The 15,624-nt window shown below is 72.6% G+C and carries 13 protein-coding genes; 6 read left to right on the top strand and 7 right to left on the bottom strand.

Translation table 11 applies throughout. The features are described 5' to 3' along the window. On the bottom strand, positions 1–534 hold the full coding sequence (locus tag AC4OXY_RS12740; RefSeq protein ID WP_356032862.1) for a hypothetical protein: 534 nt from the start codon (positions 532–534) through the stop codon (positions 1–3). Between the two features lie 431 nt (positions 535–965). On the opposite strand from AC4OXY_RS12740, the gene AC4OXY_RS12735 reads away from it, so the two are divergent. From AC4OXY_RS12735 to AC4OXY_RS12720, 4 genes are read left to right on the top strand one after another with little or no spacing between them, the layout of a single operon-like run. Next, the gene (locus AC4OXY_RS12735; RefSeq protein WP_491993944.1) at positions 966–3,950 is read left to right on the top strand and encodes a sensor histidine kinase; all 2,985 of its coding nucleotides are present in this window, start codon (positions 966–968) and stop codon (positions 3,948–3,950) included. Beyond that, positions 3,947–4,381, top strand: coding sequence for a roadblock/LC7 domain-containing protein (locus AC4OXY_RS12730; protein ID WP_356039087.1), 435 nt, complete (start codon positions 3,947–3,949; stop codon positions 4,379–4,381). The genes AC4OXY_RS12735 and AC4OXY_RS12730 overlap by 4 nt, the downstream gene beginning before the upstream one ends. A gap of 9 nt (positions 4,382–4,390) precedes the next feature. Further along, positions 4,391–4,786, top strand: a complete 396-nt coding sequence (locus AC4OXY_RS12725) for a DUF742 domain-containing protein (protein ID WP_356039085.1) — start codon at positions 4,391–4,393, stop codon at positions 4,784–4,786. Positions 4,787–4,822: 36 nt separating this feature from the next. Beyond that, positions 4,823–5,428, top strand: a complete 606-nt coding sequence (locus AC4OXY_RS12720; protein ID WP_356039082.1) for a GTP-binding protein — start codon at positions 4,823–4,825, stop codon at positions 5,426–5,428. Between the two features lie 96 nt (positions 5,429–5,524). Here AC4OXY_RS12720 and glpK read toward each other — a convergent pair whose 3' ends face one another. The 5 genes from glpK to AC4OXY_RS12695 all read right to left on the bottom strand — a co-directional run bounded on the left by glpK (position 5,525) and on the right by AC4OXY_RS12695 (position 11,620). Then, positions 5,525–7,054: a glycerol kinase GlpK gene (gene glpK / locus AC4OXY_RS12715; protein ID WP_402068991.1), complete on the bottom strand. Its 1,530-nt coding sequence runs from the start codon at positions 7,052–7,054 to the stop codon at positions 5,525–5,527. A gap of 129 nt (positions 7,055–7,183) precedes the next feature. Then, the gene (locus AC4OXY_RS12710; protein ID WP_356039076.1) at positions 7,184–7,927 is read right to left on the bottom strand and encodes an MIP/aquaporin family protein; all 744 of its coding nucleotides are present in this window, start codon (positions 7,925–7,927) and stop codon (positions 7,184–7,186) included. A gap of 263 nt (positions 7,928–8,190) precedes the next feature. Further along, positions 8,191–9,852 carry an EAL domain-containing protein gene (locus AC4OXY_RS12705; protein WP_362822024.1) on the bottom strand — a complete coding sequence of 554 codons (1,662 nt, stop codon included), beginning with the start codon at positions 9,850–9,852 and terminating at the stop codon, positions 8,191–8,193. Between the two features lie 134 nt (positions 9,853–9,986). Beyond that, a complete protein-coding gene (locus AC4OXY_RS12700; protein ID WP_491993943.1) occupies positions 9,987–11,177 on the bottom strand; it encodes a lipid-transfer protein in 1,191 nt (396 codons plus the stop codon). Next, positions 11,174–11,620, bottom strand: a complete 447-nt coding sequence (locus AC4OXY_RS12695; protein WP_356039068.1) for a Zn-ribbon domain-containing OB-fold protein — start codon at positions 11,618–11,620, stop codon at positions 11,174–11,176. Before AC4OXY_RS12695 ends, AC4OXY_RS12700 begins: the two co-directional genes overlap by 4 nt. Before the next feature lie 133 nt (positions 11,621–11,753). Here AC4OXY_RS12695 and AC4OXY_RS12690 point away from each other — a divergent pair, with 133 nt between their 5' ends. Together AC4OXY_RS12690 and AC4OXY_RS12685 are read left to right on the top strand one after the other, a co-directional pair. Continuing rightward, on the top strand, positions 11,754–12,569 hold the full coding sequence (locus AC4OXY_RS12690; protein ID WP_356039065.1) for a M15 family metallopeptidase: 816 nt from the start codon (positions 11,754–11,756) through the stop codon (positions 12,567–12,569). Positions 12,570–12,615: 46 nt separating this feature from the next. Further along, entirely contained in the window at positions 12,616–13,152 is a 537-nt protein-coding gene (locus AC4OXY_RS12685; protein ID WP_491993942.1) for an NUDIX domain-containing protein, read from the top strand. Positions 13,153–13,162: 10 nt separating this feature from the next. Here the strand turns inward: AC4OXY_RS12685 and AC4OXY_RS12680 are convergent, their stop codons facing one another. Next, positions 13,163–15,523, bottom strand: coding sequence for a glycoside hydrolase family 31 protein (locus AC4OXY_RS12680; protein ID WP_491994595.1), 2,361 nt, complete (start codon positions 15,521–15,523; stop codon positions 13,163–13,165). Between the last annotated feature and the right edge of the window lie 101 nt (positions 15,524–15,624).

Genomic DNA, 15,624 nt, shown 5'->3' with positions numbered 1-15,624 from the left:
TCAGGGGTGGGACAGCTGACCGGCGCCGCCCCGCCTGCGTATCCGCTCCTGCTCGCGCAGGGCCGCTCGCTCCCGGCGCCGGCGGGCACGCCGCTCGCGGCGCAGGGCCCGGGCGGTGCTGCTCGGCTCGGAGACCACGCCGTAACGCTGGTTCCACACCTGGCGGGTGACCCACACGTCGACCACCGCCCATGTGGCCACCACTGTGCTCACCACGCTGCTGATCACCATGGGGAAGGCCAGCCAGGACCCGGCCATCGTGCACAGGAAGGCCACCATCGCCTGGATCAGCGTCACCGCCATGATCAGGACCGCCCGCACCGCCGCCGTCCGCACCGGATCGGGCAGCGGGTGCCGCTTGGCCGGCTCCTCGATCCACAACGGCCGGTACCCCGGCTGCCGTTCCTCCCCGGCGGACCGCCCGAGGCGCCCCCGCACCGGAATGTCGCGATCCGGCTCTCGCTGCCCCCGTGGCTCCGCCGGGCGCTCCGCCGCGCGCTCGGCGGGCGCCTCGCGCCCCTCCGCCGTCCCCATCACCTTTGTCACTCCCCACCGCCGGCACACCGCTCGCCCCGGAGTACCTGGACTCCGACTCCCCAGTGGCTGCCCGGCTTGCGCAGTTTTACGCCGCCGAGGTGCTAGATGCGGCACCTGTGGCCCATTCCGCACCCATTTCCCGAAGACCCGTCACAGACAAGGACGAACGAGATCGCGGGATGATTCCCCATCAGCGAAAAAATCCAGCCAACCACCTGGCCGTGACCCCGTGATCGGTACGGAGCCGGCTGCTCGATCGCGGGTGCAATCTCCCGCAATGACCGGACAACTCGCCATCTCTCGTCGTCGGAGCGGAAGTTCGCCCTCCGGACATGTCTTCGAGTTAACTGTGAGGCGGTAGTAGGCTCGCGCCGTTTGTTGACGCACATGTACACCCCCGGCCGGCGGGGGTCGAGCTGGGGGAGGCCATGCGGTTTCGCGGGAAGTCGATCCGCCGGAAGATCGTGGCGCTGCTTCTCGTGCCGCTGGTGTCCCTGGCCGCCGTCTGGGCCTTTGCCACGGTGATCACAGGGCGCGAGGTCGCCCGGCTGTTCCACGCCACCGATGTCGTCAAGGACATCGGCTACCCCACCGAGGACACGGTCCGCGCACTGCAGCAGGAGCGCCGCCAGACCCTCGTCTATCTCGCCGACCCCCGTGCCGCCGACGCGCTCGCCGCGCTGCACCGCACCCGCACCGCCACCGACCGGGCGATCGTCGAGGTCCGCAAGAACGCCGGGGAGCACGGCGGCGCCAACGGCATGAACGCGGCCGAGAACGAACGCCTCACCAACGTCCTGGACGCCTTCGACGGCCTCGACTCCCTGCGCCGCGACGTCGAGCAGGGCACGGTCAGACGCGCCCAGGCCCTCGACCTCTACAACCGCCTTGTCGACCCCTGCTACACCCTGCTCGACGGCCTCGACGGCGTGGACGACGTCGGGCTGGACAAGCAGTCCCGCGCGCTGGTCAACGTCACCCGCGCGCGCGAGCTGCTCTCCCGCGAGGACGCCCTGCTCGGCTCCTCGCTCGTCGTCGGCACCCTCACCCGCGACGAGACCCGGGACATCTCCGACCTGGTCGCCCAGCGCACCCTCCTGTACGACATCAGCCTGCCGCTGCTGCCCGCCGCCGAGCGCGCACGCTACGAACGCCTCTGGCAGGACGCCACCACCGCCCCGCTGCGCACGGCCGAACAGTCCGTCATCGGCACGGGCTCCGGCACGCCCCGCGACGTCACCGCCAAGAGCTGGGACTCCGCCGCGGCGAGCGTCCTGGACGAACTCGGCACCCTGGACGACCAGGCGGGTGACCGCTTCCAGCACCGCACCCGCCCCGTCGCCCTGACCATCATCTTCCAGGCGGCCGTACCGGGCGTCCTCGGCCTGATCGCGCTGCTGTTCTCCCTCTACGTGTCGGTCCGGATCGGCCGCAGCCTCATCCGTGACCTGCGCCAGCTGCGCCTGGAGGCGCACGAGGCCTCCGGCGTCCGGCTGCCCAGCGTGATGCGCCGCCTGTCCGCCGGTGAACAGGTCGACATCGAGACCGAGGCGCCGCGCCTGGAGTACGACAAGAACGAGGTCGGCGAGGTCGGCCAGGCCCTCAACACCCTCCAGCGCGCCGCCGTCGAGGCCGCCGTCAAACAGGCCGAACTGCGCGCCGGTGTCTCGGAGGTGTTCGTCAACCTCGCCCGCCGCAGCCAGGTGCTGCTGCACAAGCAGCTCACCCTGCTCGACACCATGGAACGCCGGACCGAGGACACCGACGAACTCGCCGACCTGTTCCGCCTGGACCACCTCACGACCCGTATGCGCCGGCACGCCGAGGGCCTCGTGATCCTCTCCGGCGCGGCGCCCTCGCGGCAGTGGCGCCGCCCCGTGCAGCTGATGGACGTCGTCCGGGCCGCCGTCGCCGAGGTGGAGGACTACGAGCGCGTCGAGGTGCGGCGGCTGCCGCGGGTCGCCGTCACCGGCCCGGCCGTCGCCGACCTCACCCATCTCGCGGCCGAACTGCTGGAGAACGCCACGGTGTTCTCGCCCCCGCACACCGCCGTCCAGGTCCTCGGCGAGCGCGTCGCCAACGGATTCACCCTGGAGATCCACGACCGGGGGCTCGGCATGACCGCCGAGTCGCTCCTGGACGCCAACCTGCGCCTCGCCGAGACCCCCGAGTTCGAACTGTCCGACACCGACCGGCTCGGCCTCTTCGTGGTCAGCCGCCTCGCGCAGCGGCAGAACGTCCGGGTCTCCCTCCAGCCCTCGCCGTACGGCGGCACCACCGCCGTCGTGTTCATCCCCGACGCGCTGCTGAGCGACGACGTACCGGACACCAACGGCCTCGGCTTCCGCCTGGACCGGGACCGCTCGGCGAGGGGGCCGGGACAGGCGCTGGGCCGCTCCGCGCCGCCGGCCCAGCTGCCCGGGCTCCAGACCTCCCTGCTGGACGGCCCTGTCGAGCTGGAGGCGCCCGTCGATCTCGACGCCCTCGACGACTTCCCCGGCGCCCTCGGGGACGAGGACAGCGAGCGCGGCGGACTGTTCCGGCACCGGCGCTCCCACCCCCGCGACGAGGACCGGACGCCCGCCCCGGCCGCCGACCGCCTGCCGCGTGACCCGGCCGGCGACCCCGGTCCCGTGCCGCCGCCGCGCCGTCAGACGCCCAAGCTGGTCAGCTCGCACGGCAAACCCGTCACCGACCAGCGCTCCCGCCGCGACGACTCCGACCAGGAGTCCGCCGCCGGCCCCCGCCGCCCCGAGCAGGCCGCGCCGGCTCCGCTGCCCACCCGCCGGCGCGGCGCGACCGCCCGGCGCACCGGCGAAACCGCCGGGCGCGTCGAGGACGGCGGACCGGCCCGCGCCGCCGCCGACGAGACGCCCGGGATTCCCGCACTGCCCCGGCGCACCCGAACGAAGGGGACGGCCGCGGGCGGCCCCGGCGCCCCCCTGCCCACGGGCGGCGACGCGACGCGGCCGGGCGGCACAGCCCCGCCCGCCGGCGGCGCGACCGGCGCCGGCGGCGCTACGGCCGGACCCGACGGCCATGCGGCACGCCCCGGCGACGCAGCGCCGCCGAGCGGCGAAGGCGCCGTCACCCGCGCCGACGCGGACCCGCCGCGCGACGGGACCCCGGACCTCACCTCCGGTGCCGCGGCCGCCCGGCCGGACGCGGCACCGGACGGCATCGGGCCGTTGCCCCGGCGGGTGCGCCAGGCCAGCCTGGCTCCCCAGCTCAAGCAGGACACCGCGCGACGCGCCGACCGGACGGAACCGCCCGCCGACCGCGACGCCGAGGAGGTCCGCAGCCGGATGGCCTCGCTCCAGCGCGGCTGGCAGCGAGGCCGGGAGGAGAACGCCGCGGGCGACGGGTCCGGCAACGGCACAGCACCAGGAACGACTAAGGGGGACGGTCGATGACCGCACCGAAGGCCACCGGCCACACGACGACCGACAAGGGAGAGCTGAACTGGCTCCTGGACGACCTGGTCGACCGGGTCGCCAGCATCCGCAAGGCCGTCATCCTGTCCGGCGACGGCCTCGCCATGGGCGTCTCGAAGGATCTGACCCGGGAGGACAGCGAGCATCTGGCCGCAGTGGCCTCCGGCTTCCACAGCCTGGCCAAGGGCGTGGGCCGCCACTTCGACGCGGGCAGCGTCCGCCAGACGGTGGTCGAGCTGGACGACGCCTTCCTGTTCGTCACCGCCGCCGGCGACGGCAGCTGCCTCGCCGTCCTCTCGGACGCCGACTCCGACGTCGGGCAGGTCGCCTACGAGATGACCCTGCTGGTCAAGCGGGTCGGTGTGCATCTGGGTACCTCCCCGCGCACCGATCTGCCCGCAGGCGGGTAGTGGGATGGCATGAGCACAGACGGTCAGGGAAGAAGCCACTGGTTCGACGACGAGGCCGGACCGGTCGTCCGCCCGTACGCCATGACGCGCGGCCGGACCACCAGTCCGGCCCAGCACCGCCTCGACCTGATCGCGGTGGTCGTCACGGAACCGGACGCGGGCGACGCGGAAGCGGACCCGACGCTCTCGCCGGAGCACGTGGCGATCGTCGGACTGTGCCGGGACGAGCCGCAGTCGGTGGCCGAACTCGCCGCGGAGGTCGACCTGCCGATCGGCGTGATCCGGGTGCTCATCGGCGACCTCGTGCACGCGGAACTCGTCCATGTGTCCCGCCCGATACCCCCGGCCGAGCTGCCGGACGAGAGCGTTCTGCGCGACGTGATCAACGGCCTCCGGGCCCTGTGACCGTCCCCCGACCCCATCAAGCAGGAGAAGAGACCGATGATCTTCGGGCGTACTGAGCGCGGCAAGCCCCCGGTCGAACCCGTCACGCTCAAGATCCTGGTGGCCGGCGGCTTCGGCGTGGGCAAGACGACCCTCGTCGGCGCCGTCAGCGAGATCAGGCCGCTGCGCACCGAGGAACTGCTCACCGAGGCCGGACGACCGGTCGACGACGTCAGCGGCGTGGAGGGCAAGCACACCACCACCGTGGCCATGGACTTCGGCCGCATCACCCTGCGCGAGGACCTGGTGCTGTACCTGTTCGGCACGCCCGGGCAGGAGCGGTTCTGGTTCATGTGGGACGAGCTGTCCGAAGGCGCGCTCGGTGCCGTCGTGCTCGCCGACACACGCCGGCTGGAGGACTGCTTCGCCGCCGTCGACTACTTCGAGCGGCGGTCCATCCCGTTCCTCGTCGGCGTCAACTGCTTCGAGGGCTCGGCCCGTTACCCCGGTGAGGCGGTCCGGCAGGCCCTCGACCTGGACGACGACGTCCCCGTCGTCCTGTGCGACGCGCGTGACCGGGAGTCGGTCAAGGAGGTGCTCATCGGCGTCGTCCAGCACGCGATGCACCACGCGGCCGGCCACCGCGAACCCGCCATCGGCTGACGACGGACACGGCCCGTACCCCCGCCGACCGGGGCACGGGCCGTGGTCCGGTGCGAAGCACGCGCGCGTACGGACCTCCGTACGCGCGCGTGGCTTCTACGCGCCGTCCCCGGCACCCTCCTCCAGCCAGCCGAAGCTCTTCTCCACCGCCCGGCGCCAGTTGCGGTACTCGCGCTCACGCGCCGACGCCTCCATCGCGGGCGTCCACTCCGCGTCCTTGCGCCAGTGCGACTTCAGCTCGTCCAGGTCGTGCCAGACGCCCGTCGCCAGACCGGCCGCGTACGCGGCGCCCAGGCAGGTCGTCTCCGACACCCGCGGGCGGATCACCGGCACCCCGAGGACGTCCGCCTGGTGCTGCATGAGCAGGTTGTTCCTCGTCATGCCGCCGTCGACCTTCAGGGTGCTGATCCGCACCCCGGAGTCCTGGTACATCGCGTCCACGACCTCCCGCGTCTGCCAGCTCGTCGCCTCCAGCACCGCGCGCGCGAGGTGTGCCTTCGTGACGTACCGGGTGAGCCCGGTGACGACCCCGCGCGCGTCGGCGCGCCAGTACGGCGCGAACAGGCCGGAGAACGCGGGCACGATGTAGGCGCCGCCGTTGTCCTCGACGCTCGCCGCCAGCGTTTCGATCTCGTCGGCGGTGCGGATGATCCCGAGCTGGTCGCGGAACCACTGCACGAGCGCGCCCGTTATCGCTATGGACCCCTCCAGGCAGTACACCGGCGCCTCCCCGCCGATCTTGTAGCCCATCGTCGTCAGCAGCCCGTTCTTGGACGGCACCGGCCGGTTGCCGGTGTTCAACAGCAGGAAGCTGCCGGTCCCGTACGTGTTCTTCGCGGTGCCGACGTCGTAGCAGGCCTGCCCGAACACGGCGGCCTGCTGGTCGCCCAGTGCCGAGGCCACGGGCACCCCGGCGAGTTGTCCGACCGCCGTGCCGTACACCTCGGCGGATGACCGGATCTCCGGCAGCAGCGCGGCGGGGAGGTCCATGGCGGACAGGATGGCGGGATCCCACTGGAGGGTGTCGAGGTTCATGAGCAGGGTGCGGCCGGCGTTGGTGACGTCGGTGACGTGCCGGCCGCCGTCCGTGCCGCCGGTCAGGTTCCAGATCAGCCAGGAGTCGATGGTCCCGAACGCGATCTCGCCGCGCTCGGCCCGCTCCCGCAGCCCCGGCACCTGGTCGAGCAGCCAGGCCGCCTTGGGCCCGGAGAAGTAGCTGGCGAGCGGCAGCCCGGTCTGCTCGCGGAAGCGGTCCTGGCCGTCCGTGCCGCCGAGTCGGGCGCACAGCGGCGCGGTACGGGTGTCCTGCCAGACGATGGCGTTGTGCACGGGCTTGCCCGTGGCGCGGTCCCACAGGACCGTGGTCTCCCGCTGGTTGGTGATGCCGAGCGCGCTCAACTGGTCCGCGCGCAGCCCGGCCTTGGCCAGCGCCCCGGCCACCACGGCCTGCACCTTGGCCCAGATCTCGGTCGCGTCGTGCTCCACCCAGCCCGGCTTGGGAAAGATCTGGCGGTGCTCACGCTGGTCGACGGCGACGATCGCGCCGCCGTGGTCGAAGACGATGCAGCGGCTGGACGTGGTGCCCTGGTCGATGGCGGCGACGTACTTCTCGGCGGTGTCCGTCATGGCAGTCCCTGGGTCGCTGGTTCGCTGGGTCGCTGGGTGGGGTCGCTGAGGCGTGCGGGGGATCGGAGAACGGCGTGCGGGGATCAGGACGTACGGGATCGGCGCATACCCGGACGGTGAGGCACGGGGTCAGAAGGCCGCGTTGTAGAGAAGACCGGCGAGCGTGCCGCCGATCAGCGGGCCGACGACCGGGACCCAGGCGTAACCCCAGTCGGACGTGCCCTTGTGGGGGATCGGCAGGAAGGTGTGCACGATGCGCGGGCCGAGGTCGCGGGCCGGGTTGATGGCGTATCCGGTGGGGCCGCCGAGGGAGAGTCCGATGCCGACGACGAGCAGCGAGACGACCAGCGCGGTCGTACCGGACTCGCCGAGCCCCTTGGTCAGCCCGAAGGCGAGGACGGGCAGCACCAGCGCCATGGTCGCGATGATCTCGGTGATCAGGTTGGCGACCGGGTTCCGGATCTCCGGAATGGTCGAGAAGATGCCGAGCGTCGCCACCGGCTCGTCGGCCTCGCCGTCGCCCTCCCCGCGCACGTTGGCCCGGAACTGGGCGAGGTACACCAGATAGGCGAGTACGGCGCCGAGCATCGCGCCGACGAGCTGGCCCAGCAGATACACCCAGACCTTGCCCCACTTGCCGGTGTCGATCGCGATGCCGAGCGTGACCGCGGGGTTGAGCTGGCCGCCGGACAGGGGGGCGGCGGTGTACGCGCCCGCGAGGACCCCGAAGCCCCAGCCGAAAGCGATGACGACCCAGCCCGCGGCCCGCGCCTTGGAGTGTCTGAGGGTGACGGCGGCGCAGACACCGGCACCGAACAGGATCAGGATCGCGGTGCCGATGACCTCGCCGACGAAAATGTGCCCGTTGCTCATGGCGGCTCCCTTGGCGCAGGTTGGGGGGGCGCACGGCCCCGGGCCTCCGTGCAGGAACGGTTCCCTTGACGACTTCGGCCGACGGCGGGGCGCAGGACGGATCGATGGCACAGTGCCTGATAACGCCGAGAATGTACGGCGATGTCGGCCGACACCGGGAAGTGTTCACCGGCGCTCCGGGGGCGTCAAGGTTGCCGACGGCGACGGTGACACCGGCGCACCCGTCACATGGGTGCCTCAAGGACCGTATACGAAACGGGCGTTCAGAGCCCGGGCTCCATGGCCGCGTACCCGGCCTGCGCCGCAGTCGCCCCCGCGCCGCCGCGTCGCACCTCGCGACCCGCGGCCCCGGCGCGCCCGAGGACCCAGCTCGCGCCGCGCAACGCCTTGGCCTCCTTCTTCAGCGGCGCGAGATGGGCCGCGGCCTGGCGATGGTCGCCCACGCTGCCCGGGACGCACACGACGGTCGCGACGGAGAGCGTGACCGGCCGGCCGCCCGCCGACCACGGCGCGTCGAGCACGCCGGCGACCACCGGACCGAGCGCTTCCTCGTCCGCCAGCACCAGGAAGTCGTCCCCGCCGATGTGCCCCACGCGTGCGTGCCCCACGACCGCCTGCTGGAGCGCGCGGCCCACGGACCGGATCAGCTCGTCGCCCGCGGCGAACCCGGCGCCGTCGTTGACCTGCTTGAAATGATCGATGTCCAGCCAGCTGAGCGCGAACGTCCGCCCGTCCGCGATCCACCGGTCGACCTCGGCCGTGATCGTGTCCGAACCGGGCAGCCGGGTCAGCGGGTTGAGCCCGGCCGCTTCCTCGACCCTGCTCTCGGCCAGGGCCCGCACCAGGTCCGCGAGCCGTACGACCCCCACGCAGCGCTCGCGCGCGTCGACCACCGCCACGTCGTCGGAGGTCCGGTCCCGGCCGCCGATCGCGACCACGTCCAGAACCTCCCAGGCGGTGGCGTCCACACCGACCGTGCGGGGCACGTCGCCCAGCTTGAACGCGGGCCGGTCGGCGTACAGGGCGTGGCCGTAGCGGGCGGACATCGACAGCAGGAAGCGCGAGCGGTGCACCGACCGGACGGGCCGGCCGGCCTGGTCCACCAGCAGCACGCCGGAGACGTCCGGCGACCCGGTCAGCAGCGCCCGCACCTGCCCCGCCGACGCGGTCACCGGCAGGACGGCGGCCGGGCGCACGAACTCCCGCACGGACGGCACGGACGGCCCGGACCGGGGCACGCTCACGGCGCCGGGGGAGCGCGGCGGAACGTACACGTCCGCGGCCGGGATCCGCGCCGGCGGCGCGAACAGCTCGCCCTGGGCCAGCTGGGCACCGGCCGAGACCGCCGCCGCACACTGGAGCTCGGTCTCGACCCCCTCCACCGCGACCAGGGCGCCCAGTTCCTCGCACAGCGTCCGCATCGCGCGCACCGCGGCGGGCCGGGCCAGCAGCGAGGCGTCGAGCTTGACCAGGTCGGGGGAGAGGTCGTTGAGCAGCCGCAGCGGTACGTCGCCGTCGCCGATGCCGTCCGCGCTGATCCGGAACCCCTGTTCGCGCAGGGACGCCACCGCCTCCAGCAGCGCCCGCTGCGGCACGTGCGTGTACGGCGGGACGATGTCGAGCGTCACCTCCCAGGGCATGCGCCCCGTCGCGCGCACGGCGTCGTGCAGCGGGACGAGGCCGCCGAGGTCCGCGAGCGTGGCCGCGAACACGTTCAGGTGCAGCGGCAGCAGCGTCTCCTTGAGCGTCGCCGCCCGCAGGGCCAACACCGTGAGCCTGCCGTCGAGTTCGGGATCCCGGCGAGCCTCGGCGAGGATGTCACCCGTTTCCGGGCGGGCGAGCGTCTCCAGTGCGGTGACCGCGCCGGTCCTGAGGTTGACCACCGGCTGGAAGGCGAAGCGGAGAGTGTCCGTCCAGGAGTGCACGGGAGCATGATTGCGCTGCCCGGGCGTGCCCAGGCGCAGTTCATGAGACGTTCACACAGGATTCCGGCGTGATCACAGAGCGTGGAGAACCGCTGTGCCCCCGCACCTCGCACGCCGCTCTGTCTCCGTCTCCTTCACCGCACCGCGACCACCGACGAGCCGTGCCCGAACAGCCCCTGGTTGGCGGTGATCCCCACGCGGGCACCGGTGATCTGCCGCTCGCCCGCGGTGCCCCTCAACTGCCAGGTCAGCTCGCAGACCTGGGCGATGGCCTGGGCCGGCACCGCCTCCCCGAAGGAGGCGAGCCCACCGCTGGCGTTGACGGGTATGCGGCCGCCCGGCGTCGTCACGCCCTCGCGCAGCAGCTTCGCGCCCTCGCCCGTGCCGCACAGCCCCAGGTCCTCGTACCACTGCAACTCCAGGGCGGTGGACAGGTCGTAGACCTCGGCGAGGGACAGGTCCTCGGGGCCGATGCCCGCCTCCTCGTAGGCGGCACGCGCGATGGACGCACGGAACGTCTCGCCCGGGGGCTGCACCGCGACCGCGGAGTCCGTGGCGATGTCCGGCAGGTCCAGCACCGTGTTCGGGAAGCTCGGGGTCACCGTCGACACCGCGCGGATCCGCACCGGATGCCGCACGCCGTGCCGGTGCGCGAAGCCGACGCTGGAGAGGACCAGGGCGGCCGCGCCGTCGGAGGTGGCGCAGATGTCGAGCAGCCGCAGTGGATCGGCGACCACCGCGGACGCGGCGACCTCCTCGGCGGTGACCCGCTTGCGGTACCGGGCGTACGGATTGAGCGCTCCCAGGGCGGCGTTCTTCACCTTGACCAGCGCGAAGTCCTCCGGCGTGTCCCCGTGCACCGCCATCCGCCGGCGCGCGTACAGCCCGAAGTACACCGGATTCGTCGCGCCCAGCAGCCGGAAACGCAGCCAGTCCGGGTCGTCGGGACGGTCCCCGCCCGCGGGCCGGAAGAAGCCCTTGGGTGCGGAGTCGGCCCCCACGACGAGGACGACCTCCGCCAGTCCGGCGAGGATCTGCGCCCGCGCGGCGGCGATCGCCTGCGCCCCGGACGCACACGCCGCGTACACACTCGCGACCCGCGCCCCCTGCCACCCCAGGGCCTTGGCGAAGGTCGCTCCCGCGACGTACCCGGGATAGCCGCCACGCACCGTGTCCGCGCCCACGATCGAGCCGACGTCCCGCCAGTCGACACCGGCGTCCGCGAGTGCCGCGCGGGCCGCCGCCGTCCCGTACTCCACGAAGGAGCGCCCCCACTTGCCCCAGGGGTGCATGCCCGCGCCGAGCACCGCCACGTCCCTCGTCATGCGCGCACCCCCGTCGGGCGCCAGTGCCAGATTGTCCGGGCCGTCTCCGCGTCCTCGTCGAGCACGCCGGGGACGGCCTCCACCTGCATGCCCACCGCCAGGTCGGCGACGGTGATCCCGGGAGCCGCCTGTCCGAGCACCACGATCCGCTCGGCCGCCAGCTCCACAGCGATCAACGCGTACGGCTCCCACGGAAGTTCCGGATTACTCACATAGGGTGACGGTGGTCGATAGCGGCTGTCCGTGTACGACCAGATATGCCCCCTTCGCGACAGCGGGACCTCCTCCAGTGCGCCGCCCGCGCAATGCGGGTTGCGGCAGTGGACGTCCTCACGCGGGAAGAACACCGACCCGCAGGACGAGCAGCACGTGCCCAGCAGTCGGAAGCCCTCCCCCTCTCCGTCGAACCAGCCGGCGACCGCGGGTGTGCGTGTGTGCGGCAAGGTCCCTCCCCAGCATCGAATCTGACGAAGCGTCAGAAGTGTGCCACCGGCAGCGGGAAATGGGCAGGGCGTCCGGGGGAATCGCCTCCGATCGCTTCCCCGCGCGAGCCCGGACCTGATAGATGCAGGAGACATGACACGACTCACCGGTGCGGTCCGCGGTCTCGTCGCCGCCCTCGCCACCCTGCTGGCCGTGGCCGTCACCCCCGCGACCGCGACGGCCGGGGCGGCGACGGAGCCCAAGGCGCCCAGGGACTTCGTGGCCCTGAGCGCCGTCGATCCGACGATCATCCAGGAGATCCGCTACTTCACCCCGCACAACTTCGTCGGCGAGCCCGTCGACGGCTACCGGCAGCCGATCTGCATCCTCACCCGCCCCGCCGCCGAAGCCCTCCACAAGGCCCAGCGCACACTGCTGCGCAAGGGCTACACGCTCAAGGTCTACGACTGCTACCGGCCCCAGCGCGCCGTGAACGACTTCGTCCGCTGGGCCGAGGACCTCGGCGCCCAGTCGATGAAGGGCGAGTTCTACCCGAACGTCGACAAGACCCGGCTGTTCGAGGACGGTTACATCGCCGCGAAGTCCGGCCACAGCCGCGGCTCGACCATGGATCTGACGATCGTGAAGCTCCCCGCGCGGCCGACCCGGCCCTACCACCCCGGAGAGCCGCTGGTGCCCTGCTTCGCGCCCAGGAACGAGCGCTTCCCCGACAACTCCGTCGACATGGGTACCGGATTCGACTGCTTCGACACCCTCGCGCACACGCTCGACCCGCGCATCCAGGGCGTACAGCGCGCCAACCGGATGCTGCTCAAGAACACCATGGAAAGCCTCGGATTCGTGAACCTCGCCGAGGAATGGTGGCACTACACGTACCAGCCGGAGCCCTACCCGGACACGTACTTCGACTTCCCCGTCTCCTGGAGGTCGCTCCGCGGAGCCCCTTAGGCGACCATCGGAAGATCTCCCTCCGCCGATCGGATACAGTCCGCGCGTGTCCGAAACTCAACACCTAACTGTCAACTCCGTACCGAACTCGCACTGTTCGAGCTGCGGAGCGCCCTATGGAGAGGGCGTCACCGGCTGGCCGCGGACCTGCCCGTCCTGCGGAGACGTCACCTACCGCAACCCGCTGCCGGTCGCCATCGCACTCCAGCCCGTGTACGACACCCAGGGCACGGCCCTGATCGTCATCACCCGCACCATCGTCCCCGCGCGCGGAGGCACCGCCCTGCCCGGCGGCTACGTCGACGACCGCGAGGACTGGAAGCAGGCCGTCGTGCGCGAACTCAAGGAGGAGACCGGCATCGAGGCCGCCGCCCGGGACGTTCGGCTCGTGGACGCCATGAGCTCGCCCGACGGCCACCTGCTGCTGTTCGGAGTCCTCCCCGAACGCCCGGTCGACGGCCTGCCGCCCGCCGACCCCACCGACGAGACCGAGGGCTGGCAGCTGCTGCGCCGGCCCGAGGAACTCGCCTTCCCGCTGCACACCGTGGCTGTGCGGGCCTGGTTCGAGGGCCGCTACGTCTGAGCCGTCCGGCTCAGCCCAGCCCCCGTACCCGTACCGGGCAGGGCGGCTCCGCCGAACCGTCCTCCCGCTCCCGGGTGACCACCACCGAACGGCCCTGCCGACGGGCGACGTAGCGCTCCACCTCCGGTTCCTCCCCACCGTCGCCCGCGTACGGTACGACCAGACCGCCCCCGGTCCGGCCCCGCGCGGGCGCCCACACCTCCAGCTCCACATCGCCGTCGGCGCCGCGCACGGGAATCACCGCACCCGCGCGCGCGAGCACCGGTATCCGCGACAGCGGCGCGTTCATGTACACCCGCCCCGGCCCCTCGTACGCCTCCTCCGTCACTGTGTCGTACCAGCGGCCCCGCGGCAGCTGCACCGCACGCCGCTTCACGCCCGGATCCAGCACCGGCGCCACCAGGAGGGCATCCCCCAGCAGAAACGTGTCCTCACAGCCGCGCAGCGCCCGGTCCTCCGGAGACCCCCACCACACCGGCCGCACATATGGCGCGCCGGTCCGCCGGGCCAGATGCGCCAGCGTCACCCAGTACGGCAGCAGCCGCCGCCGCTCCAGCAACGCCACGCGCGCGTGCTCCAACACCTCCGCCCCGAACTCCCAGGGCTCCCTGCGCCCCGCCCGCAGGCTCGCGTGCGTACGGAACAACGGCAGATACGCGCCGAGCTGGAACCAGCGCAGATACAGCTCCGGAGACGGACTCCCGTCGAACCCGCCCACATCCGGACCCGAGTACGGCACCCCGCACAGCCCGAGCCCCAGCACCAGCGACAGCGACGCCCGCAACCCCGTCCAGTCTGTCGCCACGTCCCCCGACCAGGTGCCGCCGTAGCGCTGCAGCCCCGCCCAGCCCGAGCGCGAGAACACGAACGGCCGCTCCTGCGGCGCCAACTCGCGCAGCCCCTCGTAACCCGCCCGGGCCATGCACAGCGCGTACACGTTGTGCGCCTCGCGATGATCGCCGCCGCGCCCCTCCAGATCGTGCCGGGCCGAACGCGGCAGGGTCGGCTCCCCGAAGGCACTGAACGACGTCGGCTCGTTCATGTCGTGCCAGAAACCCGCGAAGCCCCGCCCCAGCCGCTCCGCGTACAGACCGCCCCACCACTCACGCACACGCGCGCGCGTGAAGTCCGGGAACACCGACTCCCCGGCCCACACCACACCGCGCACCTCGCGCCCGGAGCCGTCCCGCACGAACGCGTCCAGCGCCGAACCGGCCTCGTACACGGCATTGCCCGGCGCCGCCTTCACCGCCGGATCGACGATCGACACCAGCCGGATCCCGTCCCGCCGCAACTCCTCCGCCAGCACCGGAAGCTTGGGGAACCGTTCCTCGTCGACGGTGAACACCTGGTGGTCGGCGTAGTGGTCGATGTCCAGGTGCACGGCATCCAGCGGCAGATCCCGTTCCTGGTACCCCGCCACGATCCGGCGGACCTCCTGCTCGCTGCCGAACCCCCACCGCGCGTGATGGTGACCGAGCGCCCACGCCGGGGGCAGCGCCGGCGCACCGGTCAGCGAGGCCCACGTGGCCAGCACGCGCGCGGGAGTGCCCACGATCACCCAGCAGCGCACCGGACCACCGTCCATGCGCAGCTCGCACCGCCCCGCCCGGTCGTGCCCCGACCCGGCACCCTCCTCGCCCTCCCGCAGCACCACCGTGCCGTCCCACGTGGAGTCGTGGAACACCAGATGCGTGCCCGCATCGGCCACCACGAGCTGCACCGGCATGGTCAGATACAGCGGATCCTCCCCGGGCCCGAACGCCCGGCCCGGATCGGTGTTCCACAGCCGGTACGAGCCGCTGCGCAGCCGGGGCCCCGACGCCCGCCCGCCCAGACCGAAGAACCGGGCGTCCGCCGCCACCTCCGAGCGCTGCAACCACCGCGCCGTACCCCCACCCACCGGCTCCCACCAGCGCGGCGGCAGATCGTGCCGCAGCGTCACCCCGCCGGGCGTGCACACCTGCACCGCGCCGTGCCGCGAGACGACGACCGTCACCCGCTCGGCGACCACCCGCCAGCCGCCGTCCTTGTCCGGCTCCAGCACCGCCCGCGGATCCGGCTCCGGACAACTGCCCGCCAGCGCGTACGACGGCTCCGGACCCGCCCCGTCCCAGCCCCAGAACACCGCCCCGTTCACCGCGACCGTGATCCGCAGCTCGGACCGCCCGAACCGGATGACACCGCCGCCCGGCCCCGGCTCCACACCCGCCACCTGACCCGGGACCCGCGCCCGCTCGGCCCCCCGCCGCGGCAGCCCGGCAGCGTCGATCCGCCGCCTGCGCCACGCCGCACGTACGGTGCGCAACCCCCGAAGCGCCCTCCCCGAACCAACCACACTCACCGAACGCACCAGGTCACGACCGTCCATGCTGCTCACCCTGCCACTGTGCGCCCCACGCGTGCGTGTCGTTCAACTGCCGTTCACCTGTGCCAGGGCCACATCTTCACGACACGGACTATGTGGGGCGA

This window comes from Streptomyces sp. HUAS MG56, from assembly GCF_058673395.1.
Note: the sequence above shows the minus strand (reverse complement) of the source record. Positions and strands in the feature narration are given on the sequence as shown.